Origin of the sequence: Lysinibacillus sp. FJAT-14745 (genome assembly GCF_001275675.1) — a bacterium.
Taxonomy (GTDB): Bacteria; Bacillota; Bacilli; order Bacillales_A; family Planococcaceae; genus Lysinibacillus.
This window is the reverse complement of record NZ_LITM01000005.1, coordinates 362,823-385,487: the sequence shown is the minus strand read 5'-3', so window position 1 is coordinate 385,487 and position 22,665 is coordinate 362,823. Positions and strand designations below refer to the sequence as shown.

The window sequence follows — 22,665 nt, the reverse complement described above, 5'->3', positions numbered from 1 at the left end:
TATTATTTGTTTTTTTCATTATAATTGCTACGTGCAACTAGCATTACCATATAGCATAGTAGACCAAATAGAATTGAAATAAATAATGAATGAAGTAATGCGACTATTAAATTCAATTTAGTTAGGACTATTAGCATACCAGCAATCACTTGTAAAATTACTATCGCAAAGGCAATAATCCAGCCATAGTAAATAACACGTTGATGTCTATATTCTTTTACAGCGTGCCAAGTTATGTATGCAATCCAAATGAAAAAGATAAGAACAGCTAGGCGATGTCCCATTTGCACCCATTCATACATATTATTAAAAGCTGCGAATGGTGTATCGTTATAGCAAAAAGGCCAGTCAGGACATATTAAGCTAGAATCTGTATGGCGAACAAGCGCCCCTGTATAAACGACTAAATAAGAATAAATTGTGACAGCAATCGTATGCCAACGTAATTTTGTTCCAATAAAAACGTTATCGGCATCAAATTTCCGATCGACTTCAAATACAATCATAGAAAGAAGGAGAACAGCAGCAAAGGAAATAAGAGAAATCCCAAAGTGGAGCGCTAGTATGAAATCACCTTGTCCCCACAACACTTGAGCTGCTCCAATAAGAGCTTGTGCGATTAAGAAAAACATCGCTAAGAAACCTAATAATTTTACTTCACGAATATGACCGAGTTTACGCCATGTCCAAACTGTTAACGCAAGAATTGAAAGAGATACGACCCCAGTTACAAGACGATGTGAAAATTCAATTAAGACTGCTGGTGTAATCTCTTTTGGAATAAGAGAACCATTGCAATCAGGCCAGTTTCGACCACAGCCTAAGCCACTATCTGTTTTGGTAACAAGTGCTCCGCCTAGTAAAATAAGGAGCATTCCAACTGTAGCGGCAACAGCAAACCATTTCATATACCTGTTGTGTTGCATAAAATGAGTCACCTACTTTATCTATGAACATTACATGAAAGTAATGTTTCTGCTACTAGATGATATCGAAAATACAGGTAAAAAACAACTTGTAAAGAGTAGGGAGTATTAGATGTCGATTCCATTTCACAAATTGTTCATAATTTCGTACTCTAACCTTCACAATTCATTTTAGAAAATGTTTTACTATAGATATGTTGTTTTTAATTATTTTTCTAGACAAAGCTAATTTTTACAACTTCATCTAAATTTCACTTAATGTCTAGAAATCAATCGCAAATTTCGCTATAGTAATTGGTAGCGGAATATGCTTACAAAAATGAAAGGAGAGGTATTATGTCAAACGGTCGTGCACTGACGGCTACTAGAAATGGTGGACCAGCATCAACATCTGTTGTAAAAGATTTCTTAGCACTAATAAAAATTGGAATCGTTAACTCGAATCTTGTCACAACGTTTACTGGGATGTGGCTGGCATTTCAATTTACTAGTAGACACTTCTTGCAAGAGCTAGATGTCATATTGTTCACCATGCTGGGTGCGGCATTCATTATAGGTGGCTCGGGCGCAATGAATAATTTTATTGATCAGGATATTGATCCAATCATGAAAAGAACGAAGAGTAGACCGACAGTAACAGGTAGATTTAAGCCGAATTTCGTATTGACCATTGCCCTCTCATTTTTAATTGTAGGTGAAATTTTGTTATTTGCGGCATCGTTTGCGGCCGGCATGTGGGGACTAGTAGGGATATTTGCTTATGTCGTTCTGTACTCAATGTGGTCAAAGAGGAAGCATGTTAGTAACACGGTAGTAGGAAGTATTTCAGGGGCGATTCCACCAGTTATTGGGTTTGCAGCTGTTGAACCTGCATTAGGTCCTGGAGCACTTGCCTTATTCCTTATCATGTTTGCATGGCAACCACCGCATTTTTATGCACTTGCTATGAAACGTACTGAGGAATATCGTGCAGCTAATATACCAATGCTCCCTGTAGTAAAAGGATTTAAACGTACAAAGTACTCAATGTTATTATGGATTCTTTTATTATTACCATTACCATTCCTTTTACCAGAGCTTGGGGTTGGCTTCTTAATTCTTGCGACTGCATTGAACTTGGGCTGGTTGATTCTAGCTGTTAAAGGCTTTACTACAAAAGATGATATGAAATGGGCAAATAAAATGTTTATCTATTCGTTGAATCATATGACCATACTATTTGTATCCATCATAATTTTTGCGTTGTTTAGCTAAAATGGAATTCTTTCTTTTCCTAAAGAATTCATATAGACAGAACTAATTTCCTAGGTACACATGAAAATACAACAAAGAAAGAGGGGTTTAATTAAGCTATGATGAAAGGGCTTAAAAAATGGCGTCTTTTTTCACTACTAGCAGTGATGATGGTTTTCCTTTCTGGTTGTGGTGAAGATTATATTTCTGCACTGAAACCATCTGGTCAAGTAGGTAAAGAACAATTCAATCTATTAATGCTAGCTACTGGGATTATGACGTTAGTTGTAGTAGTAGTATCCGTTATCTATTTACTTGCATTCTTAAAATTCCGCCGTTCAAAAGTTGGCGAAGACGTTATTCCTAAGCAAGTAGAAGGAAGTCACACTCTTGAAGTAATTTGGACAGTTATCCCAATTATTTTATTATTAATCTTAGCTGTACCAGTTGTTACGGCTACTTACAAATTTGCAGATGTTGCTGCGATGGACGAAGTAGACGAAAACGGTGACAAAACAGCACTTACAGTAAATGTAACTGCACATTTATATTGGTGGGAGTTTGAATACCCTAACCAAGGTATTATAACTGCACAAGAATTAGTTGTACCAACAGGTCAAAAGGTTTACTTTAACTTAAAAGCTGCCGATGTTAAGCACTCATTCTGGATTCCTGCTGTGGGCGGTAAAATGGATACGAACGTAGATAACTTAAACAAGTTCTATCTAGAATTCGATAAAGAATCAAAAGACCTTAAAGACGGCGTATTCTATGGTAAATGTGCTGAGTTATGTGGTCCTTCACATGCATTAATGGACTTCAAAGTTAAAGCATTGAGCCCAGATGCATTCGATGCATGGGTAGCTTCAATGAAAGCAACAGATAAAAAAATGCCAGACAAAACTTCAGCTGATCTTGGGGAAGCTACATTTGCTAAGAGCTGTATGGGTTGTCATGCTATATCTGGTACAAGCGGTCCAGGTTCACAAGGTCCTAACTTAACTACATTAGGTGACCGTAACCGTATTGCTGGTTTCTTAGATCATAATGAAGAAAGCTTAAAAGCATGGATTAAGGATCCAGGAAAATTCAAACCAGGTAACTTAATGATGAATCCAGATGGTACTGCACCAATTTATGGCGACTTAACTGACGAAGAAATTCAAGCTCTAGCCACTTATATCATGAGCTTATCTGTTGAGAAATAATTTTAAGTTTTATGTAACAAACTTTGAGGGAGGTAAAAGTTGTGAGCTCATACACACAGAAAAAGGGCTTTGGAGCAAATGTCTGGGAATACATTACAACTGTTGACCATAAAAAGTTAGCAATATTGTATTTATTGGCCGGTACATTGTTCTTCGCTATCGCTGGTTTTGAAGCGTTATTAATGCGTATTCAATTAATGCAACCTAATAACGATTTCGTCTCAGCTGGTTTTTTCAATCAACTATTAACAATGCACGGAACAACAATGTTATTCTTAGCTGCGACTCCATTACTATTCGCATTTATGAACATGCTTGTACCATTACAAATTGGTGCGCGTGACGTAGCATTCCCGTTCCTTAACTCTTTAGGGTTCTGGTTATTCTTCCTAGGTGCAGTATTCCTTCACCTATCATTCTTTATGGGTGGCGCTCCTGATGCGGGCTGGACGTCTTATGCATCATTATCTTTATATTCCCCTGGACATGGTATTGACTTCTATGTTCTCGGTTTACAAATATCAGGGGCAGGTACATTAATATCCGGTCTTAACTTTATCGTTACGATTATTACAATGCGTGCTCCAGGTATGACATTCATGCGTATGCCATTATTCACTTGGACTGCACTTGTATCAAGTGCATTAATTCTATTCGCATTCCCTCCATTAACAATTGGTTTATTAATGATGTTATTTGACCGTATGTTCGGTGGTAACTTCTTTGACCATACTATGGGTGGTAACACAATTATTTGGGAACACTTATTCTGGATCTTCGGACACCCAGAGGTTTATATCTTAGTATTACCAGCGTTTGGTTTATTCTCTGAGATTATTCCAGCGTTCTCTCGTAAACGTTTATTTGGATACTCTTCAATGGTATTCGCAACAATTTTAATCGGTTTCTTAGGGTTCATGGTTTGGGCTCACCACATGTTTACAGTTGGTCTTGGGCCAACAGCTAACGCAATCTTTGCTGTTGCAACAATGGCAATTGCCGTTCCAACAGGTATGAAAGTATTCAACTGGATCTTAACTATTTGGGGCGGATCTATTAAAGTTACAACACCAATGCTTTATGCACTTGGTTTCATCCCGTCATTCGTTGCGGGTGGTGTTACAGGGGTAATGCAAGCATCTGCACCTCTTGACTACCAATTACACGATTCTTACTTTATCGTTGCTCACTTCCACTACGTAATCGTTGGTGGTATCGTAACAGCGTTATTTGGTTCAGCGCACTTCTACTGGCCAATCTTCTTCAACCGTATGTTAAACGAAACACTTGGTAAAATTACTTTCTGGGTATTCTTTATCGGATTCCATTTAACGTTCTTCGTTCAACACTTCTTAGGTTTAATGGGTATGCCACGTCGCGTATTCACTTACATGGAAGGTCAAGGTTGGGATCAGTTCAACTTTATCTCTACAATCGGTGCATTTATGATGGGTGTAGGGGTTATCTTAATGGTAATCAACTGCTTAATGTCAATCAAAGGCAAACCAGCAGGTCGCGATCCATGGGGCGATGGACGTACATTAGAATGGTCAATTCCACAACCAATCCCATTCTATAACTTCCGTCAAACACCACTTGTTCGTGGTTTAGATCCTTGGTGGATTGAAAAACAAGAAGGAAATAAAGAAATTACATTTGCTGAGCCAATCGGTGATATTCATATGCCAAATAACTCAGCTATCCCGTTTGTTATTTCTTTAGGTATGTTTATTGCAGCATTCGGTGCACTATATCATCCAGATGCAGATAAACCGTGGTCAATTTATATTTTAATCGGTGGTCTTGCAATTACATTTGGTGCTATGATTTTCCGTTCAGTTAAGGACGATCACGGCTTCCACTTACACAAAGAAGAAATTCTTGAAATTGAAGAACATCTTTATGGCAAAGGAGGAAATAAATAATGGATTTCAATACTAAATTTACTCCTCATACTTGGCCAGATCATCCTGAACAAGCTACAATGGAAGGGAAAAATAAAGTTGTTGGTTTCTGGATTTTCCTTGCCTGTGAAGTTGTACTTTTCGCAAGTTTATTCGCTACTTACCTAGCGCTTAAGAACAAAGGGCCTGCTGGCATGGAGTTCACAACACAAAGTTTGTTTGAATTACCTTTAGCTTTCGCTATGACGATGTTATTATTAACATCTTCACTAACGTCTGTTTATGCAATTTACCATATGCGTAACTTTAACTTTAAAGCTATGCAAACTTGGTTTGGTATTACAGTACTTTTAGGTCTTGGATTCTTAGGTCTTGAAATCTATGAATTCAATCATTATGTAGGTCTTGGTTTTAAATTTGACCAATCTGCATTCTCAACTGCGTTTTATTCATTAGTTGGTACACACGGTTTCCACGTAACATTAGGTCTTGTGTGGATCTCTACGTTAATGCTTCGTAATGCTAAGCGTGGCCTTAACTTATACAATGCACCTAAATACTTCGTGGCTGCTTTATACTGGCACTTTATCGACGTAGTTTGGGTATTCATCTTTACAGTAGTATACTTGATGGGAGTGATCGGATAATATGTCTTCACACGATACACCTATTGTTGCTAAGTCTCAGGCACAATACGAGTATGAACGTCATCATAATGCCGTTCATATGCGTAAACAAGTAATCAACTTTGCGATTATGATTTTCTTTACGTTTATCGCCTTCGCAGTAGTTGCAGCTGATTTTTCTAAATACTTAATATTACCACTCATTTTATTGCTTGCTGGTGTTCAAGTTGTTCTTCAACTGTACGCTTTCATGCACTTAGAAGACAAAAAAACACACTTCGGTGGTGTAATTGGCTTCTTCATGTGGATGGGTATATTAATCGCATTTACTTTTTTCTTAGCTTTTTTAACTATTATTTGGTGGTAATCACCAAAAAAGCACGTTCTCTACTTTCAGTAGGAACGTGCTTTTCTTTTTAGGTTCTATTCACGGATATAGTGATGAGCAGGTAAGAACCAAGGCATCACATTATGGCTCTTGAGCAAAACGAGTGGTTGATTTCCGTTCCGACTGGGCGCTTTCCTGGGGGCGTCCGATGAGCCGCTTGGGCCAACACGATGTTGGTCACGAAGGCGTTATCACAGGATGTGATGTTTTTAGCCTTCGTTCCTCTAAATCGCTAATCCCCAAGGAGTCGCCCAGTCTCCACTCCAATCAACTAATTCACATAACACACGTTTTAACAAAATGCTCTCCAACTTTTGAGTTTTATTGGAACACTTTCAGGAATTATCGCCCAACTTTTGAATTTTATCGACATCCACCGTCCAAAGAGAAAAAAAGATTCATACACAAAACTGTGCGTGAATCCTTTTTCTTTATTATGTAGCCAGTCTCCACCTCAATCAACTAATTCGCATGAATTCTCTAAATATGTCGGTTTAATTTATGTGATAAAAAGTTACTTCACTGTTAAAAAGTATTTTCTGTTCAATTATGGTTCAGGGTCCTAGTGTCCGTTTTGAAATGTATTTAACTTATTTCAGCAGAAGTCTCCCACCTCTATAGGTGGTGAGATGAATGCAAATGTAAGCTATTTTTCAGCGGGTGTCCTAACGCCCGCTGAAAGAAGTTAAAGCCTCTGGCCGATGTCATGGAATCGGAAAGGAGTTCTTTGTGCAAGCACAAAGCCGATTCCAGACGCAATTATGCCAAGGCACAATTGATATTAATAAAAATTCTACGCTATTGTTGATTGGAGTGGAAGGCTACTCGACTCCCGTGGGAAAGCGAGACAGGCGAGACCCTGCACGGAGCGCAGCGGAGGAAGCGGCTCGAAGCTCGCCCACAGGAAAGCGAGTAGCCTGGAACGGAAATCACCCTCATTAAAGTGCTACAACATTCACAGATTTCCTTGAATATTATGTTTTTTACACTTCGAATAACAGTAAACTGAGGATAGTAATTTGTTCACCTTTCGTTCATTGCAGAATGTTTGTAAGCGTTCTATAATAGGAGTACTGAAGTTAAAGGAGTGCGTTCTGTATGCCACTTAGTATATTTGGTTTCCAAGCTTTATGGAGCCCATACTTAATAGGGGTTCTTGTTTTCATAACAGTCATCTATTTTCTAGTCACAACAAAGTGGCGCAAAGATTTTAAAGTAAGTGAGCCTTTAAAAAAGGAAGAGGCTATTTATTTTTTATTGGCAATGGTAACGATTTATATTATTAAAGGATCGCCAATAGATTTAATGGCGCACATTATGTTTACGATGCATATGGTGCAAATGGCTATTTTATTGTTACTTGTACCGATTTTCTTAATTAAGGGGATTCCTTGGTGGGTATGGAAAGTTGCGATTGAAGCACCAGTTGTTAGAACTTTATTTAAAACATTTACACTCCCTGTCGTTGCGGTAATTGTGTTTATTGGTTTATTTTCTTTCTACCATTTACCTGCAGTATTAGACTACATTAAATTAAACGAAACTTTACACGGTACATATACGTTTATATTATTTGTTTCTGCTGTTTTAATGTACTGGCCTTTGATTCAAAAGATGCCTAATCGTCCACAAATGAAACCTTTGTATAAATTAGCCTATATCATTGCTAATGCGGTATTAATTACACCTGCTTGTGCGCTAATTATTTTTGCATCAGACGCTATGTATGAAACATATACAAATGGTGAAGCATGGTTAAAAGCAATGGAACTTTGTGTGCCAGTTTCTACATTATCTAGTTTATCTCTTTCAGGACCGGAGCTCTTTACAAATATGTCACCTGTTGCCGATCAGCAATTAGGCGGCGTTTTAATGAAGATTTTACAAGAGCTTATTTTTGGGGTATTACTTGGATCAATCTTTATTAATTGGTATCGTTCAGAACAAAAGGATCCTGATAAAATTACTGCTGATGCATTAAAAGAACATCAAAAAAAATGGGAAAGTCAGCAGCAACATCAGTTGTAAAAAAAGAAACTTTAATTTGTTAAGGGGTTTTGTTAATGGAATTGCAAATTTTGCCTACTATAAGTACATCATTTATCGTTATTAGTGCAGTACTTGTAGCTATTGGTTGGGGCTTAATTATAAAAGGAAAAGTAGAGGCACATAAAAAAGTAATGCTTGCAGCAGGAGTTGCAGCACTTATCTTCTTTATTATTTATGCTTCAAGAACAGTCTTTATTGGTAACACAGCATTTGGTGGCGGAGAAGATTTAAAACCATATTATACTTTCTTCTTAATTTTCCATATTACTCTGGCAACAACTGGAGCAGTATTTGGTATTGTTAGTATCATTTCTGGTTTGAAAACTAATCTCAAGCTTCACCGTCGTATTGGACCGATTACAAGTATTATTTGGTTCTTCGTAGCTATTACCGGAGTGTTAGTATACATTTTACTATATGTGATGTTTGAACCAGGTGAAACAACATCTGTCATTAAAGCTATTTTAGGCTTTTAACTTCTTTCATCGGGTGTCCAAACATCTGCAGGCCTAAGTACGAAGCCGATTCCGGACGCAATTATGCCGAGGCATAATTGATTAAATAAATCTCCCTCCTTATTTTTGAGAAGGTGGGAGATTTTTTATGGAAGTTTGATTAAATAGGGAAAGGACAACAACAACGAGTAAAGGACCGATTAAAATACCGAAAAATCCAAATATTTCAAAACCGATAAACATTGCAATAAAAGTTGTTAGTGAGGAGAGTCCAACCTTATTTCCGATAACTCTGGGCTCAATCATACGTCGAACTAAAAATTGTAAGATCGTTAGTACGACTAGCATAACAGCATAGGTATATTCACCTGTAAAGGCTTTGTATATTGCCCAAGGAAGGAGCAAAATAAATGAATCTAAAAAAGGAATGAAATCTAAAATGACTAGTAAGAGTGATAAAATAAGTGGAAATGGTGTTTTAAGAAAATAAAAGGTTCCAAAAGCTATTGCAAAAATGCAAATACCAACTAAAAGTTGTGCTTTCATAAAACCAAATAAAGCAAGTTTCACGCGCTGTCCAATAAATAGTATTTTTTGATGATAGTGAAACGGAATAGGCGCTAATATTTTACGGTTAATATTCGGTAATTCTAAAAGAAGCATATATAACACAATCCAATAAACAAAAATATCAAACAAACGAGAAGGTATATAAGTAAGTAAAGATGACCAAACATTCACATTTGTTAAAGAAAAAGCATATTTCTCGATTGAAGATAGAGCTCGTGCTATCATAAGTTGAATTTGTATAACAAGATCTAAGGGCAAATGATAAGTATAGTTGGAAAGCTTGGATTGTATTTCAATCCATAGAGCTGATAGCTGATTGAGGTACTCTGGAATATGAATGATAAATGTTGAAAATTGTCTCCAGCTTATAAATATAATGAGAATACATAATAGTAATGTCATACTTGAAAAGAATATAAAAAAAATGGATGCGACTATTTTGCGTTTTTTTCGGAACCGTTTACTAATTCGTATGATGACTGGTTCCAATAATAATGCAGTTACGTAGGCAAGCAGTATGGGTAATGATAGGGATATAAACCAGAGAATTGCAATTCCGACAGCTATAACGATGATCGGATGGCGAAAAAAGGGGTGTTTGAAAAATTGTAACAATCATCTCACCTACATCATGTAAAAGATATAGTTAGTATGAGAAGAAATTAAATTTTTACTCAAAATAAAAAAGACTGGACTACCAGTCTTTTCAGATTTAGCTATTGCACTGCATGCCTGTTGCCAATTTGCTGTTGCCTGATAAATAATAAAATGATTTCGATGTGTAATCGACATGTATGCACCGTGAAATAACTATCTAAAATTATGCATGAATTTCAAAAGCTTGTAAGTCTAATTTAACCTTTTTTAAGATTTCTTCACATTTTTTTACAAGATGAGCTGGGTAAACTTCATCATCGCCATACTCAACGCCGTGTGGATAGTAGTACTTACCAAGTGCTGGTTTCATTAATGTTAGGATTGCATCGTGTGCACCAACATCACCTGATTTTGCATATGCGAATACACGTAGGTAATAACGTCCCTCACGAGTATCGAAACGCTTATCAAATGTCATACGCTCGTAATCCCAGCCGCCATCACATTCTAAACCATTGTTTTTCATGATGCTTACAATAAGTTCTTGATCAGCTGTTAAATTTTCAAGGTTAGTATTTTCAAAATACATCTATAATCCTCCTTTAGGTTCTCGTACCAAAGTATACGCTCATTTTTATAATAGAGCATATTCGACATTGTTGCAATGACAACATTGTGTCAACCCATTTACAATTGATATAATAACTTAGAATAATGTGATAAGAAGGAGTCATGTATGAAAGCTTTATTTCGCATTTTTATGGCATGTGCTGCAATTGCGTTGATTGGCTTTATATTTTTTAATACACCACGTGAAAATGAGCCACTAAAAGGCCCGAATGCCAATTCAAATATTATTCCCAAAACCGAATTAAAGCAGCCTGAAATGGGGGCAACAACACGTCCTAAAAGCGGGATGTCGACATTAATCGGTCAAGGAGCAAAGGTTGTTTTAGAGAAATATGGTAAACCAGTACGAAAGGAACCATCATCCTTTGGTTACGATTGGTGGATTTATAATACAAATACTTCTACATTTTTCATGGTAGGCGTTGAAAATAATGTTGTGACACAAGTTTACATTGCAGGTAAAGATTTAGATGCTTACCCTTTTAAGGTTGGTCAGAAGCGCGATGATATATACCGAATGACAATCATTGATTATGAAGTAACTGCGAATGTCGGTAAAAATATTTTCGTTTTCTCAATGAGTGAAGAAGATATGCAGACACGATTGCTTGTAAAATTCGATGGGCTTTTTGCACAACTTTATATAGATAGGGAAACGGGTGAGCTACAAGGAATACGCTTTACTAATAGTAAAACGCTTGTTCTTCATCAACCTTATGAAATGACTTATCAAGGCGAGCTAGTTATACCTACACCACCATCTTCGTTTTTACAGCAGGAAATTAATGCAGCAAGTGCTAAACAGCTTGACGATTTAATAAATGTAACAAGAGTTCAACATGATTTAACTCCATTAACTATTGATGAATCATTAGAAGAAGTTGCAAAAATGCATAGTGAAGATATGAAGGTTCACAATTTCCTTGCTCATGAATCACCAACAAATGGAGATTTAAAAAAGAGATTAGAAACACAGAGAATCGAATATAGTGAGGCGAATGAAAATCTTGCGACTGATTATTTTGATGCAATCGAAGCAATGCATGGCTGGCTTAATTCAACTGAGCATCGAAATGTCATTTTAAATGATAAATATACGACAGTGGGATCTGGAGTATTTTTAAACTATTATACGCAAATATTTTTAGATTCTTCTTCTCAGGGGCAGGATAGTGAGAATAAAGTCTCTGAGGAACCAGTAGAAAATATTGATGAATCATCACCATAAATAGAAATTTAAGACTGAAGATAAACTTGGCAAAATCAAGTTTATCTTCAGTTTTTTTTATTTTTAGACGAAAAAGATAAGCGCCTACATTTTTCGTCACACCGGTACATATGCCGTCATATGATAGAGAACCGAAAGGGGGAATGAAACTTGCAATTAGCTGAGCTATTAAAAGACTGGCCATGTAGCGTAACCGGAGGATCGATTCGCACAAATATTACAGGCGTTGAGGATTATGCTCAGGCAATAAAACCTGGGGATATTTTTATTGTACGTAAGGGTAAAAAAACATCGGGAAGTCGTTTTGTCAAAGAAGCATTAGCTCGAGGTGCAGCCGCTATAGTATCAGAGGAAAGTATTTCACTACCTATTACCGATCAAAATATTCCTTTTGTTTGGGTTCCGAATACATCCCTATTTTTATCGTATGCGAGTGCAAAGCTTTCAGCCTTTCCAGCAGAAGCATTAACCGTCATTGCGATTACAGGTACAAATGGTAAAACAACAGTGAGTCATTTTGTGAGCCAATTGCTAAGAGCGCTACATAAAAACGTTGCAGTTATTGGAACTGTAGGATTTTTCATCAATGAACAGAAACAACAAACAGTGTATGAGCAATTAACTACATTACAGGCAAAAGAGTTGCATCCGATTTTAAAGCAATGTGTACGAAATGGTGTTACACATGTTGTTTTAGAAGCTTCATCAATGGGATTACAGCAACATAGACTTGATCATTGTGATATCGATTGTGGCGTTTTTTTAAATTTATCGGAGGATCATTTAGAAGATCACGGAGGACTTGAGGCGTATAAGCGTGCGAAAAAAAGGTTGGCAGATTTATCGAAAAAGCTAGTGCTAAATGGAGATGATAATTTTTGTCGTTCCGTCGGTATTTATGATAAGAAAAAATCCTGCTCATTTGGCTTTGATAATCATAATGATTTACATATCCAAATTGTCAGTGAATCAATTGGAAAAACGGTACTTTGTTTACAAACGTCATCGAGTGAGCATATTGTAGAAATCCCTTTTATCGGTAAATATCATGTGCAAAATGCTGTAGCTGCGTTAATGACTTTATGGCGTCTAGGCTTCTCAATTGAAGAGATAGCAGAGCATATGTGGTTGTTAAGGCTACCAGAAGGAAGACTTGAGAAAATAGACAATCCATTTGGCATTGATGTGTTCGTAGATTACGCACATACTGCAGAGGCATTGCAGGCTGTTTTGCAAACTTTTGATCGCTCGAAAACCCTTTATCTTGTATTTAGCTGTGGGGGAAATCGAGATAAGGCGAAACGTTTTGCGATGGGAGCAGTAGCTAGTAAGTATGCGGATGTCATTTTTTTAACAACTGATAATCCACGTGATGAAGACCCTATTTTAATTAATGAAAGTATTGTTGCTGGTTTTACTGAGCAGCAATATTATGAAATCTATCTAGATCGAAAAGTTGCTATTCATCAAGCATTAGCAAAGGCAGAAAAAGGTGATATTGTACTTGTTGCCGGAAAAGGGCATGAACAGACCCAACAAATAAAAAATCAAAAATTCCCTTTTTCCGATCAACAATGTATTCGAGATTACTTTTTAAATCTTATGTCTGAGGACGTCGTTGAATGACAAAGAAAGAACCAGTCGCAATAGCAAGTTTTCGTCCAGTCTCATCCTCGATATCACATTCCATCACAAGTGTCTGACGCCCTTTATGTACGAAACGTCCACGAGCGATTAGTTCCTTGTTAGTCGTAGTAGCAATATAAGAGATATTCATATTTGTTGTGACAACATTGTAGCCTTCTGGTACCGAACGCGAAGCAAGTCCTCCCATCGCTGCATCTGCAATTGTTGCAATAATCCCACCGTGAGGTACCTTAATGGTATTATGGATGACGGGTGTAATGGGAATACGAACTTCACTAACTTCAGTCTCAAATTTGCCAACCATGTGTAAGGCAGCATTAATATAACGTCGATGAATCCCTTCCTGTTTATCGCGAAGACCAGACAATAAATGTAATAATACTTCCTCATCTTCAGCTGTACTATGTTGTAAAATCTCTGCTAGTAATTGTTCTAGTTGTCCTTTAGATGATGGTACCAATTAAAAAACTCCTTCATTAAAAATTATCAATAATGTAAAATTACCATAAAATCTGTTATGATGGGAAAGAGATTGGGGGAATTAAATATGATGATGACCTCTGACTGGGCAATCATTTTGGATGAGGCCGATGCGCTTTGTGAGATGATTCTTTCCTCTGAGCCTGCGAAAACGCTGCAGCAAGCGTATGATGCTGTGTACAGCGATGTCCAAATAGTTGAAGCTATTTACGCATTTAATCGCATGAAAGAGCAGTACGAAGATGTACAACGTTTCGGAAAATATCATCCGGACTATCATACAATTATGAAATCGATTCGTCAGCAAAAGCGCGCGCTCGATTTAGATGAAAAGGTTTCGGCTTTGAAAATTGCTGAGAATGATTTTCAAGATTTGCTTGATCAAATAAGCTTACTTATAGGGAAAACTGTTTCAGAAGCGGTAAAAGTTCCTGTAAGTAATCCGTTTTTTGCAGCAGGTTCTTCATGTGGTGGAGGATGTGGCTCAGGCGGTTCTTGCTCTTGTTCTGCATAAACAAGGTAATACTTTTTCATAGACTGTATACAAACTCGAAGGGGTTTTTATACAGTCTTTTTTTACCTTCTTTCAGCAAGGGGTTTCTGTACCGAAAGCAAAGCGACAGGTACAAGGGGTTTCTGTAGCGTAAGTGAAACGTCAGCTACAAAGGTTTTATGTAGTGAAAGCAAAGCGTCAGCTAGAGAAATACTACAAGACCATATGATCAAGTCATGTACGATTTCCATGACGGCTACTGGTAAACAGTATGTGGCCAAATCTTGACTGAATACAAAAAAGAGATTGAACACAAAGAAGTAGAAACAGTTGTTGGAATAATTAAGCCATCAATATCAAAAATGAAGCAATACTTTTATTAGCGTTGACATAAATGACAGTAAAACAACCTTTGAAACAAGAGAGTTAGTCGGCTGTCTTGGCCTAATTTGTGATTCGAGGATTTAGATACGGCTATCGTAAATTTTGAAGTTCTGGAAACACTCTTAGCCTTCAAGTAAGAATTATAGCATAGTTGTTAATTCTCAATGATTAAAGTAGATTAAGCGGGATAGTTAAATATGTTCAGAAAAACGATTTCTTCTTATATTATAATTAAGAGGTAACTAGATAGAGGTTTCATGGGCGGTTGGCAATCAAATTTTCACCTATTTTCTTCAAGTGATTGAAGGGAAAGGAGTTGATGCCAATGACTATTTTCGAAGCAATGGCGATCACTATAAATTTTGCAATTCTTATAGTGTCAGTACTTGCATTGTCATTTACTTTTACACAAAAAAAGTAAACCGCCCTTGCCCTCCGAAGCATGTGAGTCGGTTTACTTGATCACTTTGCAAATCGCCTTTGAAGCGATTCATCTTGTTACTAAGACCATTTGGTGCTGACACACTGAATGGTCTTATATTTTTTATATACATCTTCACTAAGAATTATAACATGTAGATACGAGTTTGTTCAAATAGAACAATTTTTACTCAAATTGATAAAACAAAAGGCAAGGGTGTTAGAATGCGGCGCTTACCTAATTAAAATGGGGGGAGGCGGTCCATAGTTCTTATTTTTGTAGTAATTCTACAGCAATATCAGGTCGATCTGTAATAATACCTTTTGCGCCGTTGTGAATTAATTTATTCATTGTTGTTACGTCGTTGATAGTCCAATAATGAACAGGGATGTTTAAATTGTTTAAAAACTGGATAAACTTAGGAGATTCTAATGTAATGACTCCTGATTTAGGTGGTATTTGGAATACATCTACCTTTGGATGATATAAATGTCCGAACTGGCTTGAGAAAGAAGCGAATGCTTTACGAACATCTGATTCACCTGCACCGAGTGCTACTTGATTTTGCGCATATAAATTAAAACGATCTATCTGTTCACCGTGAAAGCTTGTGACAACTACTCGATTCTCAGCACCAAGCTCTTCAATTAAACGCCATAGTTTAGAAGGCATTAAACTTCCTTCATACGTATCTGGGGCATCTTTAATATCAATATTTACCAACATGTTTGGATAAGTTTCTAATAGTTCACGTAATGTGACAACATCTATTTTTTCATCTCGATAAGGAAATTCTCCATCCAAATCTTCAAATTGATAACCGTGGTTTAATGCATTTATTTCTGCTAAAGTCATATCTGCAACAAGTCCATAACCATCTGTCGTACGATCAACAGTATCATCATGGAAAACGATAATTTCCTCATCTTTAGTTAAGCGAATATCTATTTCAAAACCCTCAACACCTAACTGTGCGGCTTTTTCAAAAGCAGGCATAGTATGCTCAGGTGCTAAATGAGCACCGCCACGATGTGCGAGAATAATTGGGTGATCAAATTGTAATGCCTGTTTACCTTCTCGTTGTTGAGGTTTAGAAATAGCTTTACTACCTGCCCATGCAGCTGCACTTGCCGCTGCTATTGCAAGCGCAATCTTTGTTTTCTTACCCATTTTCGTCCTCCTTAACAATTAAATTAATATAAATAGTACTGGCAATTTCACTTTTTAATTTTCAGTGAGTAAACAAAAAACTAGTACTCTATAACTTGCATAAGTGAATGTAAAACTCTTAGTCAACGTTGTATGCTTTTCCATTATAACGGAAAATTGAGCGTTCTGTCAGCTAAACTCTGTTGCTATCATTTTCCGGTCTATGGTATTCTTTTATGTAAGAAATGAGGGGAATACTATATGAACGAACGACAAGGACTAATCGTTTACGTCCATCAATTAAAACATGCGAAGTCTCTTCGAAAATATGGTCATGTTCTTTATATTTCTCGGAGGCAAAAATATGTATTGCTTTATTGCGAGCGAGAGGAAATTGAATCAATGACAACAAAACTTCAACGCCTTCCATTCGTGAAAGACGTTGTAAAGTCTTATCGTCCATTTGTTAAAACTGAGTTTGAAAATGCTAAACCAGATAAAGCGAAAGAATATGACTATAAAGCAGGTCTATAATATTAAGTTAATGCTGGGATATAGTGATGAAGTCTCATTATTCCGATTAAGTATTGATAAAATAGTTTTGATTCCGAAAATATAGAAGAGTGCTTTATTTCTACAACAACCGCTTTTCTATCTAGTCGTTTAATACTTTCTTCAAATATTTTTTGTCGCTGTGAAGGCTGCTCTTCATGATAAGGGATGCCTTCTCGACAAATATAAATCGGCATGAATTTACTTTCACCGACTGGTTTTAAAGCAACTGCTAAAGAGGCAACCTTTTTTTCTTCTTTAGTGGATGTTAGTATAAAGGCTTGGTGGAAGCGATCTTGATTGGTTCTCACTATTTCAAGTAGCTCATAAACATCACCATAGCCCTCACCTAATTCTATAAATTGTTGTGGCATAATAATTGCACATCCTTTCCAATACACATAGTATCATGCTGCGGGAGGTCAAGCACATGAAATTTGCAATGAGTTTTTTTTCTATTCTAGCACTAATTATTACCGGAACGATATTTTTCCAGTACCATGCTTATTCGTCTGACTTAGAAACTGGCGATGGTGAATTCCATTATTCTCAAGAGATAGAAATTGTCTATCGTGAAAATAGCTTGGATATTCGTCAACATTTTAAAAATTTACCAAACCAAAAAGTGAAAATAAAGTGGCCAGAAAATGCGGTAAATCCAAGTTGCTTTATTGATAACGAAAAAAGCTGTGATCGCTTATCAAAAGAAGTCTCGCATTTTAAAAAAGGAGAGACTAAATCACAATCTGTTTCATACATAATTCCAATTAAGGGTGGCTTAAAAGATAAAATGCTCATCCAAAATGTTTTCGCCACATTAACGAATGGTGAAGCATCTTATTCTGTTGTACATATTTCAACTGATAGTAAAATTGTTGGTCAGTGGATAACGGGCTTGCCTTTAGTAGGTCAGCAAAAACTATCACTTGTTAACTATACAATGTTTAGTGGATATGGTACAGTTCGTGATATTTATTGGCAAACGGGTAATTTAAAAGTACAAGAGCAAACCCCTGTACTATCTATTTATGCCCCGGAAGCTATTTCGAAGGATTTCTTGAAATCATTGGAAAATTTAAAGTTTTTGAATGATCAACACATTGCTATTATTCAAGAAAAGAATCCAGTGAAAGAACATGATGATCGACTTTTATTTTTGCCGGAGCTAACTGAACAAGCTATTGAACAAGAAGTTATACTATCACAAATAAAGTCTCAATATAAGTTTGAAGATTCACCAACATGGTTGTCGGAAGTTGTGGCATCCTATTTAGTGAAGGATACGATTGGTTCAGATAAAGCAAAAGAAATCGTGAAAACGTTAAAAGAGTATATGACAGCTAATCAAGAGTCAGCATGGCTAGAAGCTTTGAATAAACTTGGGGAAGAGCCGATCTCCCCTGCATCAATGGACGATCTTTTATCCGAAGTGTTAGATGCAAAAACATCATATTTTAAGTTGAATGCGGCTCAAGAAAATGGCACATATCCACTATTATTTGAGGATGATCGAAGTGTTTACGTTAATGACGTTTTGAGAGAAAATGTTCATGTAATTCTTCGTGAAGGACAAGTATTATATTCTGCTGATACATTGTTGCCTTATCTAGGCTATACTGCTGGTGAAGGTGAAAATGGATATTATATCAATGGTGATAATCGTACTTTCCGATTCCCGAAAGAACCAGGGTTTTATGTATTTAATCAACGTAGATATTCTACTATTTCAGAACCGATTATTAAAATTGCCAATAATTATTATGTTGAAGAAGCTTGGCTACAACGATTATTTTTAGTAGAATTACAAAAAAGTGATGGTCGTATTAATATCAAGATGTTAACGCAAGAACAAGAACAAAAATAAATTTTTTTTGCAGCGGAGGTTCGTCTTTCGCTGCAAAAATGCTTTTATCTTCATTTAGCATGTTTTTTTTGTAGCGAGAGTGAAGCGATTGCAACGATGTTTTGTCTGTGCGAAAGCAAAGCGACAGCAACAACAACAATTACGCCAAGGCGAAATTGATATATGGAATAAGAAAGTACGGTGATTTGCCTATGAGAGTTGTAGCAGGAGAACGTAAAGGGATGCCATTAAAGGCGATTGCAGGGAATACAACGAGACCAACAACAGATAAAGTAAAGGAATCCATATTTAATATTATTGGTCCATTCTTTGATGGCGGTATAGCGCTCGATTTATTTGCAGGGAGCGGTGGCTTAGGTATCGAATCTTTAAGTAGAGGGGCTGAGCACGCAGTTTTTATCGAAAAGGATGCAAAGGCGTTCCAAGTGCTACAGGAAAACATAAAAAAATGTCGTTACGAGGATTGTTCTGAGCTATTTCGTATAGATGCGAAACGTGCTGTGAAAGCGTTATTAAAACGTGATATAACGTTTAAATTAGTATTTTTAGATCCACCATATCATCTCAAAGAATATTATGACTTAGTGCAGATTCTTGTCGACAATGATAAAATTCAACATGATGGCATTATTTTATGTGAGCATGCAAAAGAAGTAGAATTACCACAGAGATTTGGGGACTTTGTATTAAAAAGACAAGAAACATATGGTGGAACGATTATTTCAGTTTATCTGTGCGAAAGTGGAGTGTAAACGAAGCGTCATCAACACATGTTTGCTGTAGCGAAAGCAAAGCGACAGCTACAATTAAGCCAAGGCGAAATTGATCGTTGTACAGAGGAAGAGGGAGAATAAGTTGTCAGAGAAGATTGCTGTAGTTCCTGGAAGTTTTGATCCGGTGACATTTGGTCACTTAGATATTATTAAACGGGCGGCAGATGTATTTGACACAGTTTATGTTGCTGTTTTAAATAATTCATCCAAGCAACCGTTATTTTCAGTAGAAGAGCGCATGGCTTTAATGGCAGAAGTTACTAAAACGTTGCCTAATGTACGTATTGAAAGTTCATCGGGGCTATTAATAGACTATGCTAAGGAAAAAAAAGCAAAAGCGATTGTTCGTGGCTTACGTGCTGTTTCGGATTTTGAATACGAAATGCAAATTACTTCGATGAACCGTTTTCTTGATGAAACCATTGAAACGTTTTTCATCATGACAAAAAATCAATATTCATTCTTAAGCTCAAGCATTGTCAAAGAGGTTGCGAAATACGGTAGTGATGTTAACGAGCTTGTTCCTGCTTGTGTTGTAGAAGCTTTGAAAGAAAAGTATGGTTTTAATAAATAAATCAAAACAGGGGGATGTCTTATTTTTAAGACATCTCCTTTTTTTTTGATAAAAAGATGGATTTAGGAACTATCATAATATTTTATGCTGTTATTTACTGTTATAATTGATAAAATTTAGTATAGTAGAAAAATAATTGAATTCCTCTGTTGTCTTGCTCCTAAGTCCAGTCTTTACGCCAATCTAAAAAACACATCATCTCAACTTTACGCTAACAATGAGGAGGCAGATGATTATTTATTTTAAGAAAAAAAGAGCATAAATAGTGGGTACAATGATTATGCTAAGTAGGCGGAATTTTAGATATGGTCGAACGGAAAGCTTGGCTGATTTCGCAATAACAAAAATTTGTAAGTGAATGCTTATGCTTTGCATGGTTAACAACATTACAACTAGCAATGGTAAATAGGTGAGATTTGGAAAAGCTGAGACAGTCATTTTAAGACCATTTGTAACTTCAAGAATTGCAGCTATGGAAAGCTCAGCTGTATAGGGTAGTTTAGGTAGCAGTGAATCTAAGCCTTGCTGGACAATCGTCTGGATGGTAGTGAAAAAAATTATTGTAGTTCCAACTAATAGTATTGTCGGTGCTGTTTCTTTAATGCTTTCAGAAAATGGTGCTGTATGCAAAGGTGTATTGTGGATGGAGATGCTAGGAGGATCCGTTTTACGAAATAAGAAGTAACCAGTTATTAAACAACAAATATTAAAACTATGTAGTAAACATAAAAACTTCCATCCGAACGTATTACTGTGTAATAAATCAAGGCTTACAAAGCCTAGCACGAAAAGAGGACTTGGTGCGTGACATACGGCTAATAAAAAATTTGCTTCTTTAGGATGTAGTTGCCCACTGTTTTTTAAGTAAACAATGGTTGTTGCTCCAGATGGATATCCCCCGAGCGCACTGATAATGTAGGCTTGTACGTATAAAGAAGCTCTTTTTGTTTTCGTTCGCATAGGAGCCGTTAAACGGAGAAGCCATTGCGTTAAAATAAGGTAAGGTAATAAATACGGGAAAAGGGCCTCCATAAAAAGATTTAAACCTAAATCAGTACCGTTATGAGCAGTTTGTGGGAATAACAAGAGTAATAGAATAAGAACTATGCAAATCGCTATTTGAATTATCGCATACATGTTATCATCTCGTTTCAACTTTTTGTCATTCACATAGGCAAATGCTAAAATCAATATATGTAAAAAAGGCAAAAACATGAACGTATGGTTTTGCGAGCGTCCTAGGAGGTTTTTTCTAATGAAGAAAAAAATTAGTATTTATGCAGTGTTATTAGTCGTGATTTGTTTTTTAATGTTATACCGACTAGACGCTTATATCATGAAGCCAGGAAGTGCTTATGATGTCAGTAAATTTGTTAACGTGGACAATAACCACACCGATGATAAAGGTTCCATGAGTTTAATGACGGTGGCTATGCAGCAAGCTACGCCTTTTTCATATCTGTGGGCGAAAACTCAAAAATATCAAAAACTAATGGATATTGCCCAAGTTCGAAATCCATTGGAGGATGAAGAGGAATATAATGTCCGACAGCTTAAATTAATGTCTGATTCTCAATTTAATGCAAAGTATGTAGCTTTTCAGAGAGCTGGTATGCAAACAAAAATTCTTTTTAACGGTGTTTTTGTATTAAATGTCCTTGATGGCGGTGCTTCGGATAATTTATTAAAAGCTGGTGATAAAATTATTGAAGTTGACGGACAAAAAATTACAAACCAACAAATGCTTGTAGATCTTTTAAAGCCAAAGCAACTTGGAGATAAAGTGACAATTAAATTTATACGTAATAAAAAAGAACAAGAGGTAACGATTACATTAAAGGAAATCCCTAAATCAGAAGAGAAAAGAGCTGGTTTAGGTATTACTTATACTGAAAGTAAATCTATTGAAACAAATCCAAATGTGTCTATGAAAACCGAGGATATTGGAGGTCCGTCTGCTGGACTAATGTTTACTTTAGAAATTTTGGACCAACTTCTCGATGAAGATTTAACGAAAGGCTATGCTATTGCGGGGACAGGGGAAATGCTGGTTGATGGCTCTGTTGGAAGAATCGGTGGAATAGACTATAAAGTCATTGCTGCTGATCGTGATGGTATGGAAATCTTTTTTGCACCAGATGATGAAATTACTCCAGAAATGAAAGCTAAATATCCTGACCTGGAATCTAATTATGCTACAGCAGTAAAGACTGCTAAAGATATTGAAACAAAAATGAAAATAGTTCCGGTTAAAACGGTTGACGATGCAATCGCATATTTAAAACAGTTACAGCCGAAATAAAGTTTTTTCTGTAGCGTAGGGTTGATTTCCGTTCCGACTGGGCGCTTTGTTGCTGACGCTACGCTTTCGCACAGAGCAAAGCTTCCTGGGGGCGTCCGATGAGCCGCTTTTACGTTTTAACAAAATGACATCCAACTCTTTAGTTTGAGCGGGACCTTTTCAGGAATTATCGCCCAACTTTTAAATTTTATCTACCAACTTTCACGTTTTAT

Annotated in this window: 22 protein-coding genes and 1 pseudogene; 16 read left to right on the top strand and 7 right to left on the bottom strand. The window is 36.5% G+C overall.

Translation table 11 applies throughout. The features are described from left to right. Nucleotides 1-2 precede the first annotated feature (2 nt). Nucleotides 3-926 (bottom strand): heme A synthase, encoded by a 924-nt coding sequence (locus AMS59_RS09170; RefSeq protein ID WP_053483429.1) that lies wholly within the window; start codon nucleotides 924-926, stop codon nucleotides 3-5. A gap of 336 nt (nucleotides 927-1,262) precedes the next feature. Between AMS59_RS09170 and cyoE the strand changes: the two genes are divergently transcribed. The 7 genes from cyoE (at nucleotide 1,263) to AMS59_RS09130 (ending at nucleotide 8,810) form a co-directional block, all read left to right on the top strand. Continuing rightward, nucleotides 1,263-2,180 (top strand): heme o synthase, encoded by a 918-nt coding sequence (gene cyoE / locus AMS59_RS09165; RefSeq protein ID WP_053483428.1) that lies wholly within the window; start codon nucleotides 1,263-1,265, stop codon nucleotides 2,178-2,180. 98 nt (nucleotides 2,181-2,278) lie between these two features. Beyond that, complete coding sequence (gene coxB / locus AMS59_RS09160) at nucleotides 2,279-3,367, top strand: cytochrome c oxidase subunit II (protein WP_053483427.1); 1,089 nt, start codon at nucleotides 2,279-2,281, stop codon at nucleotides 3,365-3,367. A gap of 41 nt (nucleotides 3,368-3,408) precedes the next feature. Then, nucleotides 3,409-5,292 carry a cytochrome c oxidase subunit I gene (ctaD, locus tag AMS59_RS09155; RefSeq protein WP_053483426.1) on the top strand — a complete coding sequence of 628 codons (1,884 nt, stop codon included), beginning with the start codon at nucleotides 3,409-3,411 and terminating at the stop codon, nucleotides 5,290-5,292. Then, nucleotides 5,292-5,918, top strand: coding sequence for a cytochrome c oxidase subunit 3 (locus AMS59_RS09150; protein ID WP_053483425.1), 627 nt, complete (start codon nucleotides 5,292-5,294; stop codon nucleotides 5,916-5,918). Before ctaD ends, AMS59_RS09150 begins: the two co-directional genes overlap by 1 nt. A gap of 1 nt (nucleotide 5,919) precedes the next feature. Then, a complete protein-coding gene (locus tag AMS59_RS09145; protein WP_053483424.1) occupies nucleotides 5,920-6,264 on the top strand; it encodes a cytochrome C oxidase subunit IV family protein in 345 nt (114 codons plus the stop codon). A 1,119-nt stretch (nucleotides 6,265-7,383) separates the two neighbouring features. Next, nucleotides 7,384-8,313: a cytochrome c oxidase assembly factor CtaG gene (gene ctaG, locus AMS59_RS09135; protein ID WP_053483422.1), complete on the top strand. Its 930-nt coding sequence runs from the start codon at nucleotides 7,384-7,386 to the stop codon at nucleotides 8,311-8,313. A gap of 35 nt (nucleotides 8,314-8,348) precedes the next feature. After that, on the top strand, nucleotides 8,349-8,810 hold the full coding sequence (locus AMS59_RS09130) for a DUF420 domain-containing protein (protein WP_053483421.1): 462 nt from the start codon (nucleotides 8,349-8,351) through the stop codon (nucleotides 8,808-8,810). A 99-nt stretch (nucleotides 8,811-8,909) separates the two neighbouring features. Here the strand turns inward: AMS59_RS09130 and ytvI are convergent, their stop codons facing one another. After that, the gene (gene ytvI / locus AMS59_RS09125) at nucleotides 8,910-9,974 is read right to left on the bottom strand and encodes a sporulation integral membrane protein YtvI (protein ID WP_082337437.1); all 1,065 of its coding nucleotides are present in this window, start codon (nucleotides 9,972-9,974) and stop codon (nucleotides 8,910-8,912) included. A gap of 205 nt (nucleotides 9,975-10,179) precedes the next feature. Continuing rightward, a complete protein-coding gene (locus tag AMS59_RS09120) occupies nucleotides 10,180-10,545 on the bottom strand; it encodes a YugN family protein (protein WP_053483420.1) in 366 nt (121 codons plus the stop codon). A gap of 147 nt (nucleotides 10,546-10,692) precedes the next feature. Between AMS59_RS09120 and AMS59_RS09115 the strand changes: the two genes are divergently transcribed. Both AMS59_RS09115 and AMS59_RS09110 read left to right on the top strand, forming a co-directional pair. Continuing rightward, the gene (locus AMS59_RS09115) at nucleotides 10,693-11,814 is read left to right on the top strand and encodes a CAP domain-containing protein (protein ID WP_053483419.1); all 1,122 of its coding nucleotides are present in this window, start codon (nucleotides 10,693-10,695) and stop codon (nucleotides 11,812-11,814) included. 150 nt (nucleotides 11,815-11,964) lie between these two features. Beyond that, nucleotides 11,965-13,440: a UDP-N-acetylmuramoyl-L-alanyl-D-glutamate--2,6-diaminopimelate ligase gene (locus tag AMS59_RS09110; RefSeq protein WP_053483418.1), complete on the top strand. Its 1,476-nt coding sequence runs from the start codon at nucleotides 11,965-11,967 to the stop codon at nucleotides 13,438-13,440. Here the strand turns inward: AMS59_RS09110 and AMS59_RS09105 are convergent. Continuing rightward, on the bottom strand, nucleotides 13,415-13,921 hold the full coding sequence (locus AMS59_RS09105) for a PaaI family thioesterase (protein ID WP_053483417.1): 507 nt from the start codon (nucleotides 13,919-13,921) through the stop codon (nucleotides 13,415-13,417). The two genes, AMS59_RS09110 and AMS59_RS09105, sit on opposite strands and share 26 nt — an antisense overlap. A gap of 87 nt (nucleotides 13,922-14,008) precedes the next feature. Here AMS59_RS09105 and AMS59_RS09100 point away from each other — a divergent pair, with 87 nt between their 5' ends. Both AMS59_RS09100 and AMS59_RS24985 read left to right on the top strand, forming a co-directional pair. Further along, nucleotides 14,009-14,455, top strand: coding sequence for a YlbF family regulator (locus tag AMS59_RS09100; protein WP_053483416.1), 447 nt, complete (start codon nucleotides 14,009-14,011; stop codon nucleotides 14,453-14,455). 183 nt (nucleotides 14,456-14,638) lie between these two features. Then, nucleotides 14,639-14,775: pseudogene (locus AMS59_RS24985) on the top strand (RNA-guided endonuclease TnpB family protein); the annotation flags it as partial. A 734-nt stretch (nucleotides 14,776-15,509) separates the two neighbouring features. On the opposite strand, the gene AMS59_RS09095 reads toward AMS59_RS24985, so the two are convergent. Further along, a complete protein-coding gene (locus AMS59_RS09095; RefSeq protein WP_053483415.1) occupies nucleotides 15,510-16,409 on the bottom strand; it encodes a glycerophosphodiester phosphodiesterase in 900 nt (299 codons plus the stop codon). Between the two features lie 240 nt (nucleotides 16,410-16,649). Between AMS59_RS09095 and AMS59_RS09090 the strand changes: the two genes are divergently transcribed. Next, nucleotides 16,650-16,922, top strand: coding sequence for a YlbG family protein (locus AMS59_RS09090; protein ID WP_053483414.1), 273 nt, complete (start codon nucleotides 16,650-16,652; stop codon nucleotides 16,920-16,922). A gap of 2 nt (nucleotides 16,923-16,924) precedes the next feature. Here the strand turns inward: AMS59_RS09090 and AMS59_RS09085 are convergent, their stop codons facing one another. Further along, nucleotides 16,925-17,314, bottom strand: a complete 390-nt coding sequence (locus AMS59_RS09085) for a hypothetical protein (RefSeq protein WP_053483413.1) — start codon at nucleotides 17,312-17,314, stop codon at nucleotides 16,925-16,927. 56 nt (nucleotides 17,315-17,370) lie between these two features. On the opposite strand from AMS59_RS09085, the gene AMS59_RS09080 reads away from it, so the two are divergent. The 3 genes from AMS59_RS09080 to coaD all read left to right on the top strand — a co-directional run bounded on the left by AMS59_RS09080 (nucleotide 17,371) and on the right by coaD (nucleotide 20,151). Next, entirely contained in the window at nucleotides 17,371-18,804 is a 1,434-nt protein-coding gene (locus AMS59_RS09080; RefSeq protein ID WP_053483412.1) for a hypothetical protein, read from the top strand. 191 nt (nucleotides 18,805-18,995) lie between these two features. Further along, nucleotides 18,996-19,556, top strand: coding sequence for a 16S rRNA (guanine(966)-N(2))-methyltransferase RsmD (gene rsmD / locus AMS59_RS09075; protein ID WP_053483411.1), 561 nt, complete (start codon nucleotides 18,996-18,998; stop codon nucleotides 19,554-19,556). A 103-nt stretch (nucleotides 19,557-19,659) separates the two neighbouring features. Further along, on the top strand, nucleotides 19,660-20,151 hold the full coding sequence (gene coaD / locus AMS59_RS09070; protein ID WP_053483410.1) for a pantetheine-phosphate adenylyltransferase: 492 nt from the start codon (nucleotides 19,660-19,662) through the stop codon (nucleotides 20,149-20,151). A gap of 237 nt (nucleotides 20,152-20,388) precedes the next feature. On the opposite strand, the gene AMS59_RS09065 is transcribed toward coaD, so the two are convergent. Further along, nucleotides 20,389-21,288, bottom strand: a complete 900-nt coding sequence (locus AMS59_RS09065; RefSeq protein WP_234007717.1) for a hypothetical protein — start codon at nucleotides 21,286-21,288, stop codon at nucleotides 20,389-20,391. A gap of 118 nt (nucleotides 21,289-21,406) precedes the next feature. Between AMS59_RS09065 and AMS59_RS09060 the strand changes: the two genes are divergently transcribed. After that, the gene (locus AMS59_RS09060; RefSeq protein ID WP_053483408.1) at nucleotides 21,407-22,453 is read left to right on the top strand and encodes a SepM family pheromone-processing serine protease; all 1,047 of its coding nucleotides are present in this window, start codon (nucleotides 21,407-21,409) and stop codon (nucleotides 22,451-22,453) included. Nucleotides 22,454-22,665 lie beyond the last annotated feature (212 nt).

Coding starts and splice junctions, on each gene's coding strand:
- AMS59_RS09170 (WP_053483429.1), bottom strand. CDS start 926: ATGCAACACAACAGGTATATGAAATGGTTTGCTGTTGCCGCTACAGTT.
- cyoE (WP_053483428.1), top strand. CDS start 1,263: ATGTCAAACGGTCGTGCACTGACGGCTACTAGAAATGGTGGACCAGCA.
- coxB (WP_053483427.1), top strand. CDS start 2,279: ATGATGAAAGGGCTTAAAAAATGGCGTCTTTTTTCACTACTAGCAGTG.
- AMS59_RS09150 (WP_053483425.1), top strand. CDS start 5,292: ATGGATTTCAATACTAAATTTACTCCTCATACTTGGCCAGATCATCCT.
- AMS59_RS09145 (WP_053483424.1), top strand. CDS start 5,920: ATGTCTTCACACGATACACCTATTGTTGCTAAGTCTCAGGCACAATAC.
- ctaG (WP_053483422.1), top strand. CDS start 7,384: ATGCCACTTAGTATATTTGGTTTCCAAGCTTTATGGAGCCCATACTTA.
- AMS59_RS09130 (WP_053483421.1), top strand. CDS start 8,349: ATGGAATTGCAAATTTTGCCTACTATAAGTACATCATTTATCGTTATT.
- AMS59_RS09120 (WP_053483420.1), bottom strand. CDS start 10,545: ATGTATTTTGAAAATACTAACCTTGAAAATTTAACAGCTGATCAAGAA.
- AMS59_RS09115 (WP_053483419.1), top strand. CDS start 10,693: ATGAAAGCTTTATTTCGCATTTTTATGGCATGTGCTGCAATTGCGTTG.
- AMS59_RS09100 (WP_053483416.1), top strand. CDS start 14,009: ATGATGATGACCTCTGACTGGGCAATCATTTTGGATGAGGCCGATGCG.
- AMS59_RS09095 (WP_053483415.1), bottom strand. CDS start 16,409: ATGGGTAAGAAAACAAAGATTGCGCTTGCAATAGCAGCGGCAAGTGCA.
- AMS59_RS09090 (WP_053483414.1), top strand. CDS start 16,650: ATGAACGAACGACAAGGACTAATCGTTTACGTCCATCAATTAAAACAT.
- AMS59_RS09085 (WP_053483413.1), bottom strand. CDS start 17,314: ATGCCACAACAATTTATAGAATTAGGTGAGGGCTATGGTGATGTTTAT.
- AMS59_RS09080 (WP_053483412.1), top strand. CDS start 17,371: ATGAAATTTGCAATGAGTTTTTTTTCTATTCTAGCACTAATTATTACC.
- rsmD (WP_053483411.1), top strand. CDS start 18,996: ATGAGAGTTGTAGCAGGAGAACGTAAAGGGATGCCATTAAAGGCGATT.
- AMS59_RS09065 (WP_234007717.1), bottom strand. CDS start 21,288: ATGTATGCGATAATTCAAATAGCGATTTGCATAGTTCTTATTCTATTA.
- AMS59_RS09060 (WP_053483408.1), top strand. CDS start 21,407: ATGAAGAAAAAAATTAGTATTTATGCAGTGTTATTAGTCGTGATTTGT.